The sequence below is a fragment of the Aeromonas sp. R2-4 genome (assembly GCF_040908365.1).
In the GTDB taxonomy this organism is placed as follows: Bacteria; Pseudomonadota; Gammaproteobacteria; order Enterobacterales; family Aeromonadaceae; genus Aeromonas; species Aeromonas veronii.
On the sequence record NZ_JBFODO010000016.1, the window covers coordinates 62539 to 79965 of the forward strand.

Sequence of the window (17427 nt, forward strand, 5' to 3'; positions counted from 1 at the left end):
CGGGTGGGTGGATCGGACGCCAGCCCGCACCCTGCTTGAGATTGGATTTGAATGGGGCTCTTTTGGGTTGGTCGTGAACTGTCCCGCTCGCTGAAAAACCTGTTCTGGATCAAGAAATGAGGCTGCGCTTTGGTGCCTAATAGACACCACATATAGGGATGCATTCGTTTTTAATCCCTATATGTTGTGTTATTAAGCTGTGTATAAGCTGTTCCCTTCCTATCTTCAGCCCAGGCTTGTCAAGCCTCGGCTGAATTTATTTGCGTCCAGGATGAGATGCCGGGAGGGGGGCCCAACAAGGGTGAGCCAGAGGCAAATGCCTGGCCTTTTAACGGGGAAAATCCATGAAACCGGTTGTGATCAAACGTGACGGATGTCGCGCACCATTCAATGCCCAGCTGATTGCAGAGGCGGTCAGCCGAGCGGCGGAAGCGGTCAATCAGGCCAATCCGGCACTCGCCTCCCGCATTGCCAATGCGGTGAGTCAGGAGCTGGAAGGGCGTGGTGAAGTTGATATCCACGAGATCCAGAACCGGGTCGAAAACCACCTGATGGCTTCCGACGACAAGGCCATCGCCCGTGCCTATATCGAATATCGCCACGACAGGGATCAGGCTCGCGAGGCGCGCGGCCGTCTGGCGCAGGAGATCCGCGGTCTGGTCGAGCAGACCAATGCTGCCCTGCTCAACGAGAATGCCAACAAAGACTCCAAGGTGATCCCGACCCAGCGCGACCTGCTGGCCGGTATTGTCGCCAAGCACTATGCCACCAGCCACATGCTGCCCCGTGATGTGGTTCAGGCCCACGAGAGCGGTGATCTGCACTTCCACGATCTCGATTACTCACCTTTCTTCCCGATGTTCAACTGCATGTTGATCGATCTGAAAGGGATGCTGACCCACGGCTTCAAGATGGGCAATGCGGAGATCGATACCCCGAAATCCATCAGCACCGCCACGGCGGTGACCGCCCAGATCATCGCCCAGGTGGCGAGCCACATCTATGGCGGCACCACCATCAACCGCATCGACGAAGTGCTGGCCCCCTATGTGACCATCAGTTGGCAGAAGCACCGTGAAGTGGCCGAAGAGTGGGGCATTGCCGACGTAGAAGCCTACGCCATGGCCCGCACCGAGAAAGAGTGCTACGACGCCTTCCAGTCGCTGGAGTACGAGGTCAACACCCTGCACACCGCCAACGGTCAGACGCCGTTTGTCACCTTTGGCTTTGGCTTGGGGGACAGCTGGGAGTCGCGGATGATCCAGCGCGCCATCCTCAGCAACCGTATCGCTGGTCTTGGCAAGAACAAGAAGACCGCTGTGTTCCCGAAACTGGTGTTTGCCATCAAGGATGGCCTCAACCACAAGCAGGGCGATCCCAACTACGACATCAAGCAGCTGGCGCTGGAGTGTGCCTCCAAGCGGATGTATCCGGACATCCTCAACTACGACCAGGTCGTGAAAGTGACCGGCTCCTTCAAGACCCCCATGGGTTGCCGCTCCTTCCTCGGTGCCTACGAGGAGAATGGCGAGCTGATCCACGAAGGTCGCAACAACCTGGGTGTCGTGAGCCTCAACCTGCCGCGCATAGCCCTGAAATCCCGTGACGAAGCGGACTTCTGGGATCGTCTCGATGCCTCCCTGCGGGTCGCAAAGAAGGCGCTGATGTACCGCATCACCCGTCTGGATGGGGTGAAAGCACGGGTTGCACCGATCCTCTATATGGAAGGGGCTTGCGGCGTGCGCCTCAAGGCGGACGACAACGTCAGCGAGATCTTCAAGAACGGCCGCGCCTCCATTTCCCTCGGTTATATCGGGGTTCACGAGACCATCAACGCCCTGTTTGGTGACAAGGTGCACCTGTTTGACAGCGCTGAGCTGCAACAGAAGGCCATCGCCATCATCGCCCGTCTCAGGGCAGCCATTGACGAGTGGAAAGAGGAGACTGGCTACGGCTTCAGCCTCTACTCCACCCCGAGCGAGAACCTCTGCACCCGTTTCTGCCGCATCGATGCCAAAGAGTTTGGCGTGGTATCCGGCGTGACGGACAAGGGTTACTACACCAACAGCTTCCACCTCGATGTGGAGAAACAGGTCAACCCGTACGACAAGCTGGGCTTCGAGGCGCCCTATCCGCCCATCGCCAGCGGTGGCTTCATCTGCTACGGCGAGTACCCCAACATCCAGCACAATCTGGAAGCGCTCGAAAACGTCTGGGACTACAGCTATGACAAGGTGCCCTATTACGGTACCAACACCCCCATCGACGAGTGCTACGACTGCGGCTTTACCGGCGAATTCGAGTGCACCTCCAAGGGCTTTACCTGCCCGCGCTGCGGCAACCACGACCCGGCCAAGGTGTCGGTGACCCGCCGTGTCTGCGGCTACCTCGGTAGCCCCGATGCGCGCCCCTTCAATGCGGGCAAGCAGGAAGAGGTGAAGCGCCGCGTCAAACATATGTAAGCGCACAGGCGATGAAGAGCTGGCCCCTGACTCAAGGGGCCATTTTCATTGGAAGGCGGCAACCATGCCGCCTTCCCGTGAACGAGGCAGGAAACATGCGATGCACTACCACCAATACTACCCGGTCGATGTGATTAACGGCCCCGGCACCCGTGCCACCCTGTTTGTCTCCGGTTGTGAGCATCAGTGCCCGGGTTGCTACAACCAGAGCACCTGGCGGCTCGATGGCGGCAAGCCGTTCGATGAGGCGATGAGCGATCGCATCATTAGCGACCTCAACGACAGCCGCATCAAACGGCGAGGTCTGTCGCTCTCCGGCGGCGATCCGCTCCACCCGGCCAACGTGCCCCACGTGCTGGCGCTGGTGAAACGGGTGCGCGCCGAGTGTCCGGGCAAGGATATCTGGTGCTGGACCGGTTATCTGCTCGGCGAACTGTCAGAGGCCCAGCGTGAGCTGGTGGCCTTGCTGGATGTGCTGGTGGATGGCAAGTATGAAAAGGAGTTGGCAGACCCCGGCCTGCTCTGGCGTGGCAGCAGCAATCAGAAGATCCACGACCTCAACGCCTGGCGTGATGCGGGTGAGCGAATTCCCTGTCTGGTTTGCAGTTGAAGCCCGGGATGTTTATGGTTAGCCCATTCCAATCCTGACGACATTCATGAAGAGGAGAGCCGAGATGAACAATCTGCTCAAGATCCTGCTGGCCATTTTCCTGCCCCCGGTGTGCGCGTTTATCCAAGTGGGCTTTAGCCTGCACTTTTTAATCAACATAGTGCTGACCCTGATGGGCGGTCTGCCGGGCATGGTGCATGCGCTCTGGCTGGTGGTGAGCGACAAGCGCGGCTGATGCCAGCGTATGGTTAGTGAGCTTATTGACGATAAAAGGGCCAACCTCTCGGGGTTGGCCCTTTTGTTCATGTTCATACGAATACTTTTTCGTTAGGATGGGTGACTGACCAAGCGGGCCGCGTTGAGCGGCCCGCAGTCCGGCAACAAGCACCGGCAAAGAACAAGGAGCGTTACATGAAGTGGAAAGTCGCAGTATGGTCAGGTCTGGCAGTGACACTGTTGCTGGGGTGCTCATCCCGTCAGGAGGTGGCGCACGAGCGCGCTCCGATCGCTATCCCTCTCGAGCAGTTGTCCAGCTACTGGGTTCAGGAGAAGCAGTGGTCATGGCTTGGTAATGACGAGCCCGCCCTGCCGGCAAAACCGGTCAAGGGGTATGTGGAAGTTCGCTATCAAATCGACGCCAGCGGCACGCCGGTCAAGCCGGAAGTGGTGGCGGCCGAGCCCCCCGGCGAGCTGGAGCAGAGCGCGCTGGCAACCCTCTCGCGGATCCGCTACAGCCCGGCAGAGGGCAACCCGGATGCCATTCCGGTCGAGGTGACCAACCGCTTCGAAATCGAGATCAACTGATCCCCCACCACTCTGATGCCAGAGAAAGAGAGACCCCGGCCAGGCCGGGGTCACGTTTATTGCTGTTTGCAGTCGTTGTAGGCGGTCTGCCACTCGCCATCCTGATCCCGCAGCTCGACAAAGCCCTCATCCCCCTTGTTCCACCAGACGGCTTCGTGCTCGTCCGTATAGCGGGCGCCGGAGGCCGAGACGGCCTGGGGCAGGGTGTAATCCTTGCCGTCCGGCAGCGACAGCTTGATAAAGCTGAGGCTCTCGTCGGAGAGTGCGAAATAGCGAACCTGCACCTTCTTGCCCTGCTCGCACTGGTAACTGATCGGTTCACCACCGGTGACGGAGAGGGTATTGCCCTGATTGCAACCGGCGAGTCCCCCCATCGCCAGCATGCCGATGGTCATCATATGAGCTTTTTTCATGATTGCAGTCCCATTTATGTCATCCGAGCATGAGACTAACAGCTTGAAGCTGATCTGCAATGGCTGGTCTGGCGTCTGCGTCGGTAGTTGTCCGGATCCTCATGCCAGCGCAGGCACTGCTCGGGCGCTATTTGCCACCGGTTGTGCCAGCACCCCTTCCAGAATGTCGAGGATCTGGCTGTCGATGGTTTCGTCGAACTTGCGGGCAAACAGGTGCTCGCTTTGCAGCAGTGCCGTGGCATCTTCTGCCAGATAGTCCCGTGGCCTCAGCTTGATGTCTCCCATGGGGATCCAGTCGATGGCCCGCTTGTCGTCGTTGACGATCCGTCCCTGATAGCTGGTATTCATGATCACCGTCTGGAAGAACCCCTCATCGGCGATCAGGGTGTGCTGGTAGAATGCTTTGAAGCGATCCACCTCGGGGCTGTGGCTGACAAATTCACAGAAAGCGCGGCTCAGGATCATCCACTGATTGCCAATGTAGGGGGTGACTCCCTCCAGATAGGGGCGGGTGGCGACCGGTTCACAGATCAGCTCCTGATCCGTCTCGGTCACATAGTGGTCGATGCGGTGCAGCGTATCTGGGCGCAGCTTGCGCTGATCGAGGACTTTGAGGAAATCCTTGCCGCGATGGCCGCGCAAGAAGCGGTGGATCTGCCCCTGGGTGCGCAGCGGAAAGTCCTGGGCACTCAGATTGATAAAGAATTCCCATTCCACACCCTGTTTCAGCAGTGCCGCTATGCCGCGCAATTCGGCATCCACCAGACTGTATCCTCCCCACAGTGCATTCTTGCTCGCGAGCAGCGAGGCATTGGGATAGTCGCTGAGGAAGCGGGCGATCTCCTGCTGAAGCTCCGGGCCCGAGCTTTTGTCGACGTGGATCAGGTAGTGATTACTGTCGTGGTAGATCGCCTTGAACAGGCGCTTGAACTGGGCGGGATAGCGATGAACCAGAATGAGGTAGGCAATCATGGCTGTGTGTCCTGTGTTGGCGGCAGGGCCTCGCCAAACGGCAGGTCGCCTCAGGCGGATGGCGTGAAGCAGGTTCCTGTCGGGCTGACCGCTGCCGCAATAAAAGAGAGTGAAACGCATATGACAATAGTGAGGACTGGCTGCGACAGGGGGAGATGCGCCTTATAGCATCGGGTCAATACAGCCGGTCTGGCGACGTCAGGTTGAGGATGAGGGGGGGCAAGGGGTGCCCAGGCGGTTGGCTCTTTTGCATGACAAACCTGTCATCAGGTGCAGAGCACAAGTGGCCGATAAGTGAGAGTCTACAGTAGCATGGTTGGGACGGGCGGGGTCATATATCGCCGTTACAGGATGAAAACTGTTCAATGGAGTCCGAGTTTGGCCTCGAAATCTCGTACCAGCGCTTCGTAGGTGCCATTGTTCTTGATCTTTTGCAGCCCCTCCTCGAAGAGTTTGGCCATTTCCTCTCCTCGTGGATGGGTGCGGGAGAAAGCAAGCCAGAAGCCATCAGTGGAGAGTTTGCCAACCTTGACCACCTTGCCGGTCAGCTGCTTCTGCTGGATCTTGAGGTAGCCCGGCATGCCGTTCATCAGGATGTAGTCGACCCGGCCACGTACCAGCATCTCGAGGATCTGGGCATCGGATTTGGCCTGAAAGCGGGTGATCCTGGGGTTCTCCATAAAATCGGTAGGGTAGGTGTAGCCGAGGGTGATGCCCACCCGCTTGCCTTCCAGCGAGGTGAGCTTGAGATCCCGTTGCGGGTCGCTGGCAAGGGCGAAGATGGCAAGATCCTCCTCGAACATGGGGGTATCGTGCCAGTGGTACTGGTAGCGGTTCTCTTCGGTGATGGTGGCGTTGAAGCACCCCGCAAGTTTGCCGCTTTTCGCATCGTGCATGCAGCGGGCGAAGGGGAGGGTGCGAAAGACAATCTCGATCCCTTCGGCGGCGAACACCGCCTTGACCAGCTCAGGCGCCAGTCCGCGTGGCTGGTCATCCTCATTGTCCTTGTCGCGCTCGCAGTAGGGGGCCCAGTCATCTTCGGCGCCAATGACAAGCGGGGTTGCCCCGAGCGGGCTGGTAGCCAACAGCATCAGACAAACCAGCCATTTTTTTAACAACGCGACCATAGGTACACCTCATCGACAGCAGCCTTACAAGCATAGCCGTACTTCTGCGCTGAGCTGTGGTGGTGGGGGGATGACAAGGGAGGCACACGAGGGAGAGAAAAAAACGCCCCGGCAGGCGACGGGGCAAAACGAGCTCATCCATGGGCTGACAACAGTGCTTACAACAGGAAATCAATAACCGAAGCGGGTCGCCTCGAAGCGGTTGAGCAACCGGTGGACGAGGTAGCAGGCCAGCAGGGTGACCACGATGGCAAACAGGATGCTGCTCACCCGGTAGAGGGCGCTGAACACCAGATCGTTGCCCGGAGTGAGGTACTGGCCAAACAGGATGCCGAGGGTAGTGAGGGCGCCAAAGCCGACTCCGGAGCCGCCTGCCTCCTTGACGTGGGCATGGCTGAACAGCATGGCGCCGAGCCACAGCAGTGGAGCGACCAGCAGCAGTTGCCCTGACCAGTCATAGAGCAGCAGCTGGCCGAGCAAGCCGAAGGTGACACCCAGCAAGGTGCCCATCGCCCGTTTGCGGGCATAACTCAGCGCACCGTTCCAATGCATGGGGAACAGCACCAGCAGGGTTGTGGCCTGGGCAGACATGGAGTCGCGCAGGTCAAACACCTGAAATACCAGAAACGACAGGGTGGCCACCGTGGCACCCAGCAGGGCTTCATGGCGCATCCGGTGCGGTGCCTTGGGGGCCGAGGAGGGCTTGGGTCTGGCCTCCACATCCGGGATCAGCATGGTCATCAGGTAGGCGATCAGCACCGACAGCAGGCTCGCCCAGATATTGTTGAGGATCAGGTCGTTGAGGTCGGTCTGCGGATAGCTGGCAAAGTGCAGCATGATGCTGAGGCTCAGCACCCCGTTGGCCCCGAACAGAAACAGGCTGCCCCGCGACATGGCGGCGAAACGGTAGAGAAACAGCAGAAAGGCGATGGGAGTCATCAGCGCCGGATGGCTGCCAAACAGCCCCCCCAGCAGCCCGACCTCCACCCCACAGACCACCGCCGCCGCGATCAGCTGGCGCGCGGCATGGCCATTTATTACAGGCACCATCCCCAGCAACAGCACCGGCGTGACCGTATAGAAGACCCCGTAATTCCAGCCAAACAGCTTGCAGAGCAGAAAGCCCGTGGTGCAGCCAAAGGCGATGCGCAGGCACTGGCGCAGCTCGTTGCCGGTGAGGGGCCGATACCAGAGGTGGGTGGCAGCACCACCGACGAGGTGGGCTGGGGCAGTATTGGCCGACGGGTGAGTGGCGTGGTTAGTAGACATAATGGAGCAGGCTGAGCAGGTGGATCTGGCCTCGTGCCAGCATGGCGGTCAGGGCATTGTCCGGCAGCAGTTGTACCGTGGCCCGCGCCCCGGCTGGCAGATGGTCGGGGAGCTGCTCCAGCTCGAGGTGCAGCCGCATCCGCTGGGCATCCCGAACCCAGCGATCAGACTCCACCGGCGCGGCCAGTCTACCATTGGCATCAAACTGACCGGCGCTCACTCCAGCATCCAGACTGCTTACCCGGGCAGGATAGAGCTGACCCGGCTCGCCATCGAAGGCGACCAGTGCGCGGGTTTGCTCACCGATATGGCGCAGGCTCTTCTCCCGAAAATCGGCAATGACGTCCACCTGTTCCGACACCAGCGCCAGCAGCGGGCTGCCCGCGCTGGCGATGCTGCCCGGCTTGAGCTGCAGGTTGGTGATGGTGCCATCCTGATCCGCGTGAACCTGGCTGTAAGAGAGGGCCAGCTGCGCTTGCGCCAGCTTGTTGCGGGCTTGGCGCAGCAACAGATTATCCTCACCGGTCACGCCACGACTGGCCTTGAGCTGGGCCAGTTTGGCCTGACTGGCGCGCAGGTTTGCCTGGGCGCTGCGCAGGGCGCTGTCAGCTTCATCTTTTTGTTGCAGCGAAACCATGTGACGTTGGTAGAGCGCATCGATGCGCTCAGCCTCGCGCCACTTCTGGCTGGCCAGCGTCTCCTTGGCGTTGATCTCGGCAACGGCGGCGGTCAGGGCGGCATCCAGTTCACTGTTCTGTTGTTCGGCCTGTGCCAGCGCAAGGCGGGCCTGCTCCACTGCCAGTTCAAAAGGGGCCGGATCCAGCCTGAACAGCAGATCTCCTTTCTTGACCTGCTGGTTGTTGTGAACGGCGACCTCGATCACCTTGCCGCTCACCTGGGGGGCCAGCTTGGTGACCACCCGGGTCGCCATCGCCTGAGGGGTGAGGGGCATCAGCAGGTCGGCTATCAGAAAATAGGCAAACAATGTGGCAAAGCCAGCCATGGACCATTTGATCCAGCGGGTAAATTGTTGATCCGGAGTCATCTTATTCTCTCTCTGTGTCGGGCTCGGGAGGGCTTGTATCGCCTCGGGCCTGTCGGTCGTGGTGTTGTTCAATTTTGCTGAGGGCGTTGGCCGAGATCCGCTGCACCGTGGCTTCAAACAGCTGCAGGGTCTGCTCATCGATGCCCCCCAGCAGCTCGCGGCGGATATTCATGATGCGGTCGGCGATCTGATCGAGCAGGGTCTGGCCGGCCGGGGTCACGCAGACGATGCGGGCCCGCTTGTCCTGACTGCAGCAGTGGCGCTCAATCAGTCCCTGCTCTTCCAGCTGGCCCAGGGTGCGCATCAGGGAGGGCAGTTCTATTTCGAGGGCTTCGGCCAGGGTCTTCTGGCTGACATGGCTCCCCATGCGGGAGAGCTTCCACAGCGCGGTCCAGCGGGGATGGGTGAGGCCAAGGGGGGCCAGCTCCTGATCGGCGGCAGTACGCCATAGCCGGTGCATCCGCGCTATCTGCTCGGCGAGCGACAGCTCGCGCAACCTTTCCAGATCCGTCATCTTCTCATCCTCAATGTACTTAGCATGCTAACTATCATACTTGTTTAGCAGGCTAAGTAAATAGTGTGATGCTGATCATGTTTCTGGTCGGATCTTTCGTTGGTGAGGGCGAGCAGCATTCGAGCCCCTGATATTATTCTCGGGGCTGATCCACTCGAGGCTCTCTTGCCGATTCGGATATTGCGCCGTGAATGGAGGATATCCGGCGATTATTTTCATGAAATTTTCAGCTTCAGCGAGCAGCTCTTTTTTTATCCGCTAATATTGATGGGGTTATAAAACAAGGGGGAAACGGGTTGTGGATGGATATGACAGTGGATGTGTGTATCTGGCAATTGAAGCGCTGTTGAGTGATGGAGAATATGGTGCAGAGTCACACCATGGCGTGAATCGGGAAGGCGCAATCAGAAGTACCGATATCAGTCATGATTTTGACCCCGCCAATATTCCATTGTTGTTGGCAGAATAGACCTGACCGTGTGTGATCCTTGTGAGTTCAAGCCAGTGCTCTGGTATTCGCTGGCTTGGCTCATCACTATTTCAATCTCCCCTTTTTGCATCTTTCTCCTCACCCTTTTTCATCGTGTGTGCTTCCTGCACGCCGACTCAAACCCTGATGTGGCACGCCGTGGCACTCGCGTTATGGCGATGACATTGCCCGCTGATTATCACTCACAGGAGCTGTGGCGATAAATGGTCGCAGAGCTTGTCATCTGGCTCTGTTATTTGCCAGAAGGGGGGAGATCATCGCATCGTTATTACTACTGATCACCCAAATATCCGCCATTATGGTCGCTCGTTTTATCACCTTATTTCCTGACTTGGTCGGGTATCGGATGTCTGGTGTTCTATTGTGCTGCGCATGTTGGAGGCACCATGATGTTTAAGTTTTTAATGTTTTTATATGGCTTTGCAGTCTGGCTAACCGACAGGGGAGAGGGGGATCAATAAAGTAGCGGCCACAATCACACGCAGAGTACATAACAATGAAAAACCTCTCACCCCTACAAACCACACAAGAAAAGGCCGCCTTTATGGGCGGCCAACAAATTGCCGGTATGCCGCTCTTTATATTTCTGGGGCTGGCGACCTGCGTTCTCTTTTCCGGCTGGAACGGCTCGCTGCCGCTGGGCATGGTCGGTGCGCTGGCACTGATGTTTGTGCTGGGCACCCTGCTGACCGAGTTGGGTGAGCGGATCATGCCGATCCGTGAATATCTGGGTGGCGGCACCATCCTCGCCATCTTTGGCGGCGCCGCCCTGTTTGAATATCAGCTGCTGCCGGTGCAGGCGGGGCAGGTCATCACCAACTTCATGAAGGAGGGAGGCTTTCTCAACTTCTTTATCGCCAGTCTGGTGACTGGCTCCGTGTTCGGCATGAGCGGCGCTTTGCTGAAAAATGCCGCCATGCGCTACCTGCCGGTCATTCTTGGTGGCGTCGCACTGGCGCTGCTGAGCGTGGGGCTGGTCGGCTCCCTGATGGGGTATGGCTTCAAGAATGCGGTGCTGCTGATCGGCCTGCCCATCATGGGCGGTGGCATGGGGGCTGGCGCGGTGCCTCTGGTGGAGATCCTCTCCGGCCCGATGCAGATGTCCAGTGCGGATCTCTTGTCACGCATGGTACCGGCGGTGGTGATCGCCAATACCCTGGCCATTCTGGTGGGCTCCCTGCTGGCGCGCCTTGGTCGCCGTTACCCCTCCCTGACCGGCAACGGCAAGTTGATGGTCAAGGAAAACAGCCAGAGCATCGCCGAAGAGCAGGTCGAAGCGCCGACCCTGCATAGTCTGGGTATGGGCCTTTTCATCAGCTCCAGCATGTTTGTGCTGGGCTCCCTGCTTGGCAACTTTATCCCGATGCACCCCTTCGCCCTGATGATTTTGGCGGTTGCCTTTATCAAGGTGAGCGGCCTGCTGCCGCGCCGTTATGAGCAGGCGGCTGCCGACTGGTATCAGTTTGTGGTGAGCAACCTGACCCCCTCCCTGCTGGTGGGGATCGGCGTCGCCTATACCAGTATTCCGGAGCTGATCAGCGCTTTTTCCATCAGCTACTTCGTGCTGGTCATGGTCACCGTGATCGGTGGCGCCCTCGGCGCGGCGCTGGTGGGCCGGATGATCGGTTTCTATCCCATCGAGGCGGCCATCACCGGCGGACTCTGCATGGCCAACATGGGCGGCACCGGCGACGTAGCCGTGCTCTCGGCGGCCCAGCGCATGAAGCTGATGCCCTTTGCCCAGATCTCCTCCCGTCTCGGCGGCGCAGTGATGCTGATCCTGGCCACCGCCCTTATCTCCCTGCTCGCCTGATACCGGATTGAGGAACAAACAAGATGAACGACATCATGATGGGCACCAGCCTGCCCTATGCTGAGCGCAAGCGTCAGGGCGTGCGGGGGCGTATGCCCCACAAGGAGGAGTCCCTCTCCCAGCAGCGGCGCCGGATCTACCGGTTGGTCAGCGCCATGCAGAGTCCGTTTGACCAGCATCTGCTGCTGCGCCAACTGCAGGAGGACAACCCGGTGCTCTTCTACGATCTGGTGCGCCACCACCTGCCGGAGCTGCTGCCGATCATCTACACCCCGGTGGTGGGGGAGGCGTGCCAGCGCCACAGTGACCTCTATCTGCGCAGCCACGGTCTCTATCTCTCCTGGCATGACAGGGACGATCTCGACGACATCCTCGAGTCGGTGGAGCAGGAGGTAGACGTGATCGTCATCTCCGATGGCGAGCGGGTGCTGGGGCTTGGCGATCTCGGTATCGGCGGCATGGGGATCTGTATCGGCAAGCTGGCGCTCTACTCCGCTGCTGGCGGCATCAATCCGGCGCGCACCCTGCCGCTCTGTGTCGATGTGGGCACCAACAACCCCGAGCTGCTGGAGGATGACTCCTACCTCGGCTGGCAATCCCCGCGCATCGACGGCGAGAGCTACTACCACTTCATGGACAAGGTGGTGGCCGCCATTCGCAAGCGCTGGCCACAGGTGGTGCTGCAGTTTGAAGACTTTGCCGGCAAGCATGCCGCCAACTTGCTGACCCGTTATCGCGACGAGCTCTGCATGTTCAACGACGATATTCAGGGTACGGCGGCAGTCGCCTCCGCCTGTGTGCTGGCCGGTCTGCAGCAGGTGGGCACCGCCTTGTGCGATGCTCCTGTGCTGATCGTCGGCGCCGGTTCTGCCGGTTGCGGCATCGCCGCCATGCTGGCCCAGCTGGCGGGCGGCAGTGAGGGGGTCTGGCTGTTTGATCAGGACGGGGTGGTCTGTGCCGATCGTCCTGCACTGACCCGCGCCCAGCAGCCGTTTGCTCGATCCGTGGAGGAGGGGAGTAGTTCGCTGCTGGAGACCATCCGCCAGGTGCGCCCGGCTGTGCTGATCGGGGTGAGCGGTCAGGGCGGCCTCTTTACTGGCGAGGTGTTGCAGGCGATGGGGGAGGTGTGCGAGCAGCCGGTGATCCTGCCGCTCTCCAACCCGACCCGCAGCGCCGAAGCGACGCCCGAGCAGGTGTGGGCGGCCACGGGTGGCCGCGCCCTGTTGGCGACCGGCAGCCCGTTTGCGCCGGTGACGGTGGCCGGTGAGCGGCGGGTTGTCTCCCAGTGCAACAACGTCTATGTCTTCCCGGGCATTGGCCTCGGGGCCTGCGCCGTCAAGGCACGCCGCATCAGCGACTGCATGTTGCTGGCCGCGGTGCGGGCGGTCGGCGCCTATCCGCTGGTGGCGGGCCGACTGCTGCCCCCGATTGAACAGGTCGGAGAGGTGGCCCGCGCCGTGGCCAGAGCGGTCGCGCTCTGTGCCCGCGAGGAGGGCCTAGCCGATTTTTCCGGTGATCCTGCACCTTTGATTGACCAGACCTGGTGGCATCCGCACTATTGGGCTGCGTCCTGACGATTTAAGGTATGTGCATGAAACTTCGCCATCAGCTGGTCACCCTCTCTCTCGGGCTCTCCCTGCTGCTGATCCTCATTCTTGGCAGCTTGCTGGCCCTCTTTATCCGTCATCTGCTGGAGAGCAATCTGCAGGATAAGGGGAGCGATCTGGCACGGGTCATGGCGGCGGACACCCGGGTGGTCGAGGCCCTGCGTCAGGGCAGTGACCCTACCCTGCGCGACTACATGGAGGCGGTCTGCAACCGCACCGATGCCACCTATATGGTGGTGACCGACGAACATGGCCGTCGTCTCAGCCACCCCAACCCCGAGCTGGTGGGACAGAAGTTCCGTGGTGAGGATATCTGGCCTGCGCTGCAGGAGCGGCGCAGCTACTGCTCCAAGGATCGGGGCACCATGGGGCCGGCGATCCGCTGCTTCTCCCCGGTGGTGGGCGGTGATGGGCGCGTCATGGGGGCCGTGGTGGTGGGCTACCTGATGCAGCAGGTGGAGGGCATCTACATGGAGCGGGTAGCCCTGCTCGTCTGCGCCATTGTGGCGGTGCTGGGGTGCGGTCTGCTGTTGGCACTCTGGGTGCAATACCTGCTGCGCAAGACCCTGCTCGATCTGGAGCCGGAGGCGATCGTGCGCCGCTTCACCCTGCAGGATCTGGTGCTGGAGCACATCACCGAAGGGGTGATTGCCCTCGATGGCCGCGGCAACATCAACATGATCAACAGCACCGCCAGCTATCAGCTGCGGCTGCCGGTCACCGGGCGCCACGCCCTGCAGGGGCAGTCGCTGGCGGAGCTGGTGCCACCCCTTGCCCCCTGTCTGGAGCAGGAGGGGGGGGAAGTGAGCTTCACCATTCAGGGGGAGTCCTTCGTCGGCCGCTGGCAGGCGGTGCAGGGCAAGGCACCGGGGCGGCTGCTGATCTTCAGCCGTCCGGAGGTGGCCGCCAGTCTGGGGGTACAGGTGACCCATCTGCGCCAGTATGCCGAGATGCTGCGGATGCAGAGCCACGAGTTTGCCAATAAGCTGAGCAGCCTCTCCGGCCTGTTGCAGCTGGGCCATGTGGATCAGGCGGTGGAGCTGATCCAGCAGGAGAACGAAGCGTGCCAGACCATGCTGCAGGAGCTGCTGCGGCTGATCGACAACAAGCCGGTGGCGGGGCTGATTCTCGGCAAGTTCAGCCGGGCCCGCGAGCTGGGGGTGACCCTGGAGCTCGATCCCGATTCGGCGCTGGCGGAGTATCCGGCCTCGGTTTCGGCCGATCTCATCACCCTCATTGGCAACCTGCTGGACAACAGCCTGCAGGCGGCCTGGCGCAACCGCCAGCAGCGACCGCCGCGGGTGCTGCTGTCCCTGTGCGATGTGGGGCGGCGGCTGGTGATCGAGGTGGAGGATAGCGGCGAGGGGGTCGATGAGGAGCTGGCCGATCACCTGTTCGATTACGGGGTGAGTCGCCAGAGCGGCGATCACGGGGTGGGTCTGTTCCTGGTCAAGGAGACCGTGGGTCGGCACGAGGGTGTGATAGAATGGCGGCGAACCGCCGAGCAGACCACCCTGTTTGGTATCTACTTGAATAAAAACCAATTAATGTGAGCCATGGACCCAATAATCACGCTTGTTATTGAAGATGACGATCGGATCGGTGCCATCTTGTCAGAACTGGTGGCGGCGACCCCCGGTTTCTCCCTGCTGGGGCGGGCCGGCACCCTGGCCCAGGCCGATGCCATGATGGCCGGTGTGGTGCCCCAACTGCTGCTGGTGGATGTCTCCCTGCCCGATGGCTCCGGCCTTGAGTGGGTGAGCCGCCTGCGTAGCCACAACCGCGAAGCCTACGTCATCATGGTGACTGCCTCGCGGGATGTGGAGACCATCCAGCAGGCCCTCAATCTGGGGGTTCATGACTACGTCATCAAACCATTGCGGCTGTTTCGCATCCAGCAGAGTCTGGACGAGATCCTGCAACTGCACAGCCGTCTGTGCGAGCGGGGTCGGCTGGAGCAGGAAGATCTCGACAAGTTGCTGGGCAAGGGGGGGCGCTCCCAGATTAAGGAGATGCGCGTCACTCCCAAGGGGATCGACAGCATCACCCTGCGTCAGGTGCTGGATCTGCTGGCGGGCGAGCCGGAGAACGTCTTTTCCACCGACACGGTGGCGCTGCGGCTCTCCCTCAGCCGCACCACGGCGCGCCGCTATCTGGAGTATCTGGAGTCGGAAGATCGGGTGGATGTGGATCTCAACTATGGCCAGCGGGGGCGGCCGGAGCGGCGCTACCGCTGGCGCCGGGCGGGGTGAAGTCGGTTCACCGTCGCTAGAACACGATAGAAATGAACAAGGGAGCCAGCGGCTCCCTTGTTGCTTTTTGCATGTTGCCCGTCAGGCCGCATTGTGTTCCGGCAGTGGGACACGCTTTTTCAGCTGGGAGGTCATCACCCCGCCCAGGATCAGTCCGCCACCCAGCAGGTGGTAGCCATGGATCGGCTCGCCCAGGCCGACGACGGCGATCAGCGCCGTACAGAGCGGCATCAGGTTCATAAAGACCGAGGTGCGCTCGGCGCCCATGCAGGCGAGGCCGCGCATCCAGCAGTAAGCCGCCAGCAGGGAGGAGGCAAGCCCGGCGAAGAGCACCAGTCCCCATCCTTCGGCTGGCACCGCCATCGAGTCTGCGCTGAGAGCGAGCGGCACCAGCAGCAGTAACGCCAGCAGGATCTGCATGTAGAGGTTGAGCCAAGGGCCAAACGGCAGTTGCCAGCGGCGGATCAAGAGGCCGTAAAGGGCGTAGCTGGCGGACCCCAGCAGCATCATGCCATCCCCCGGGTTGATGCCGTTATGGAGCAGTGCGAGCGGTTCGCCCTTGCCAAGCAGCCAGAGCACTCCGAACAGGGAGATACTCATGCCGAGCAGTGCCTGTTTGCCGGGACGCTGGCCGAAGAAGAGCGCCCCTTGCAGCAGGGTGAGCAGCGGAATCAGGGAGCCGATCACCCCCATATTGGTAGCCGAGGTGCTGTGGGCGGCGTAATAGGCCAGACACTGGTAGAGCACCATACCGAGCGCCGCCAGCACCAGCAGCTTGCCGAGCCAGGGGCGAACCTCACTGCGTCGCCGCCAGAGGGTGGGCAGACAGAAGGGGGTCAGCGCCAGAGCGGCGATCACCCAGCGATAGAAGGAGATAGCCGCGGGGTCGAGCACGCTGGCGGCCGCCTTGGACACCACGGTATTGGTAGCCCAGATCAGCACAGCCATCAGCGGAAAGAGAAGAGGGGAAAAGATTCGCATCAGAGGCTCCTTATTAACAGGGTGCCAAGTCTACCCTTGTCTTTATATTATCAAGTAGCGTAAAACAGACAGATGACCCAGCAGAAAAGACAACTCTTTCTGATGCACCTTATTCCAGCCCATACGGGCAGCGTCTGCCCGCAACTGATGGCTGCTTTTGGCCTGTGCCGGAGACCGAGCCAACAGGGCGTTGCATCACGCCTGCTCCTCTCTCTCGCTGACAAGGGGCGCTGATGGCCACTCACCACTTTCAGCCGGTAGATGTCGTTCTGCCCGCTCCCAATCCGCTCTATTTCAGTTACCAGCAGATGCTGGCCGACAGCGCGACCGTGCTGCACTCCCACCCCTGGGGCCAGCTCAACATGATCAGCCTGGGGATCATGGAGATAGAGCTGGGGGAGCAGCGACTGGTGGCCCCTGCCGACTATCTTATCTGGGTGCCGGCGGATCTCGAGCACACCTCCTACAACGAGCAGACCCTCGACTACACCTCCATCTACGTCAACCACGAGCTGGCGGCCAAGCTGCCGCCAGAGCCCAGATTGCTACTGCTCACCCCACTTATTCGCGCCCTGCTGAGCGATTTTTGCGAACGGCGGGTGAGCCATATGGCGGATGAGTGGGATCAGCGTCAGGCCGAGTTGCTGGTGGAGCGACTGGCGCGCACCCGCTGTCAGGAGAGCTACCTGCCGATGAGTCAGGACAAGCTGCTGGCTCCCATGCTGGCGGCGTTACACAGCGATCCTGCCGATCCCCGAACTCTGGCCCAGTGGGCCGGACAACTGCATACCACAGAGCGCACCCTGGCGCGGCGCTGCCTGCGGGAGCTGGGGATGAGCTTCGGTCAGTGGCGGGCACGGCTGCGGCTGCTCAAGGCGCTGGCCTGGCTCAAGGGGGACATGCCCATTCAGGAGATCAGCTGGCGACTTGGTTACGGCTCCACCTCGGCCTTTATCGCCATGTTCAACCGGGAGCTGGGCTGCTCCCCCCAGCGTTATCGCCAGCAGTCGGCAATGCGGGTTGGCACTGTGCTTTAAAAACGTGACAGAGAGCGGTGAACTCCTTGAT

Annotated in this window: 17 protein-coding genes; 10 read left to right on the forward strand and 7 right to left on the reverse strand. The window is 60.6% G+C overall.

Going from position 1 to position 17427, the window contains the following annotated elements; genetic code table 11:
* Positions 1-344: 344 nt before the first annotated feature.
* The 4 genes from nrdD to AB5Z05_RS07980 all read left to right on the forward strand — a co-directional run bounded on the left by nrdD (position 345) and on the right by AB5Z05_RS07980 (position 3876).
* A complete protein-coding gene (gene nrdD, locus AB5Z05_RS07965; protein ID WP_368150938.1) occupies positions 345-2462 on the forward strand; it encodes an anaerobic ribonucleoside-triphosphate reductase in 2118 nt (705 codons plus the stop codon).
* Between the two features lie 100 nt (positions 2463-2562).
* Complete coding sequence (gene nrdG, locus AB5Z05_RS07970; RefSeq protein WP_201986938.1) at positions 2563-3072, forward strand: anaerobic ribonucleoside-triphosphate reductase-activating protein; 510 nt, start codon at positions 2563-2565, stop codon at positions 3070-3072.
* A gap of 64 nt (positions 3073-3136) precedes the next feature.
* Positions 3137-3307: a YqaE/Pmp3 family membrane protein gene (locus tag AB5Z05_RS07975; RefSeq protein ID WP_005338440.1), complete on the forward strand. Its 171-nt coding sequence runs from the start codon at positions 3137-3139 to the stop codon at positions 3305-3307.
* A 176-nt stretch (positions 3308-3483) separates the two neighbouring features.
* Positions 3484-3876 carry a TonB family protein gene (locus AB5Z05_RS07980; RefSeq protein WP_005358848.1) on the forward strand — a complete coding sequence of 131 codons (393 nt, stop codon included), beginning with the start codon at positions 3484-3486 and terminating at the stop codon, positions 3874-3876.
* A 56-nt stretch (positions 3877-3932) separates the two neighbouring features.
* On the opposite strand, the gene AB5Z05_RS07985 is transcribed toward AB5Z05_RS07980, so the two are convergent.
* The 6 genes from AB5Z05_RS07985 to slyA all read right to left on the reverse strand — a co-directional run bounded on the left by AB5Z05_RS07985 (position 3933) and on the right by slyA (position 9216).
* The gene (locus AB5Z05_RS07985) at positions 3933-4289 is read right to left on the reverse strand and encodes an MliC family protein (protein ID WP_236341501.1); all 357 of its coding nucleotides are present in this window, start codon (positions 4287-4289) and stop codon (positions 3933-3935) included.
* Positions 4290-4388: 99 nt separating this feature from the next.
* Entirely contained in the window at positions 4389-5261 is an 873-nt protein-coding gene (locus AB5Z05_RS07990) for a beta-1,6-N-acetylglucosaminyltransferase (RefSeq protein WP_236301720.1), read from the reverse strand.
* A 362-nt stretch (positions 5262-5623) separates the two neighbouring features.
* Positions 5624-6352, reverse strand: coding sequence for a substrate-binding periplasmic protein (locus tag AB5Z05_RS07995; RefSeq protein ID WP_368150941.1), 729 nt, complete (start codon positions 6350-6352; stop codon positions 5624-5626).
* Positions 6353-6559: 207 nt separating this feature from the next.
* Entirely contained in the window at positions 6560-7657 is a 1098-nt protein-coding gene (locus tag AB5Z05_RS08000; protein WP_368150943.1) for a DUF2955 domain-containing protein, read from the reverse strand.
* Positions 7647-8702, reverse strand: coding sequence for an HlyD family secretion protein (locus AB5Z05_RS08005; RefSeq protein ID WP_368150945.1), 1056 nt, complete (start codon positions 8700-8702; stop codon positions 7647-7649). The genes AB5Z05_RS08000 and AB5Z05_RS08005 overlap by 11 nt, the downstream gene beginning before the upstream one ends.
* A 1-nt stretch (position 8703) precedes the next feature.
* The gene (slyA, locus tag AB5Z05_RS08010; protein ID WP_368150947.1) at positions 8704-9216 is read right to left on the reverse strand and encodes a transcriptional regulator SlyA; all 513 of its coding nucleotides are present in this window, start codon (positions 9214-9216) and stop codon (positions 8704-8706) included.
* A 298-nt stretch (positions 9217-9514) separates the two neighbouring features.
* On the opposite strand from slyA, the gene AB5Z05_RS08015 reads away from it, so the two are divergent.
* The 5 genes from AB5Z05_RS08015 to AB5Z05_RS08035 all read left to right on the forward strand — a co-directional run bounded on the left by AB5Z05_RS08015 (position 9515) and on the right by AB5Z05_RS08035 (position 15378).
* Complete coding sequence (locus AB5Z05_RS08015; protein ID WP_162838752.1) at positions 9515-9685, forward strand: hypothetical protein; 171 nt, start codon at positions 9515-9517, stop codon at positions 9683-9685.
* 517 nt (positions 9686-10202) lie between these two features.
* Positions 10203-11519 (forward strand): 2-hydroxycarboxylate transporter family protein, encoded by a 1317-nt coding sequence (locus AB5Z05_RS08020; protein WP_368150950.1) that lies wholly within the window; start codon positions 10203-10205, stop codon positions 11517-11519.
* 23 nt (positions 11520-11542) lie between these two features.
* Positions 11543-13093, forward strand: coding sequence for an NAD-dependent malic enzyme (locus tag AB5Z05_RS08025; protein ID WP_368150952.1), 1551 nt, complete (start codon positions 11543-11545; stop codon positions 13091-13093).
* A gap of 17 nt (positions 13094-13110) precedes the next feature.
* A complete protein-coding gene (locus tag AB5Z05_RS08030) occupies positions 13111-14679 on the forward strand; it encodes an ATP-binding protein (protein WP_368150954.1) in 1569 nt (522 codons plus the stop codon).
* Positions 14680-14682: 3 nt separating this feature from the next.
* The gene (locus tag AB5Z05_RS08035; protein ID WP_005338420.1) at positions 14683-15378 is read left to right on the forward strand and encodes a response regulator; all 696 of its coding nucleotides are present in this window, start codon (positions 14683-14685) and stop codon (positions 15376-15378) included.
* A gap of 81 nt (positions 15379-15459) precedes the next feature.
* Here AB5Z05_RS08035 and AB5Z05_RS08040 read toward each other — a convergent pair whose 3' ends face one another.
* Positions 15460-16359, reverse strand: coding sequence for a DMT family transporter (locus tag AB5Z05_RS08040; protein WP_368150956.1), 900 nt, complete (start codon positions 16357-16359; stop codon positions 15460-15462).
* Between the two features lie 233 nt (positions 16360-16592).
* On the opposite strand from AB5Z05_RS08040, the gene AB5Z05_RS08045 reads away from it, so the two are divergent.
* The gene (locus tag AB5Z05_RS08045; RefSeq protein WP_368150958.1) at positions 16593-17396 is read left to right on the forward strand and encodes an AraC family transcriptional regulator; all 804 of its coding nucleotides are present in this window, start codon (positions 16593-16595) and stop codon (positions 17394-17396) included.
* The last annotated feature ends 31 nt before the right edge of the window (positions 17397-17427 follow it).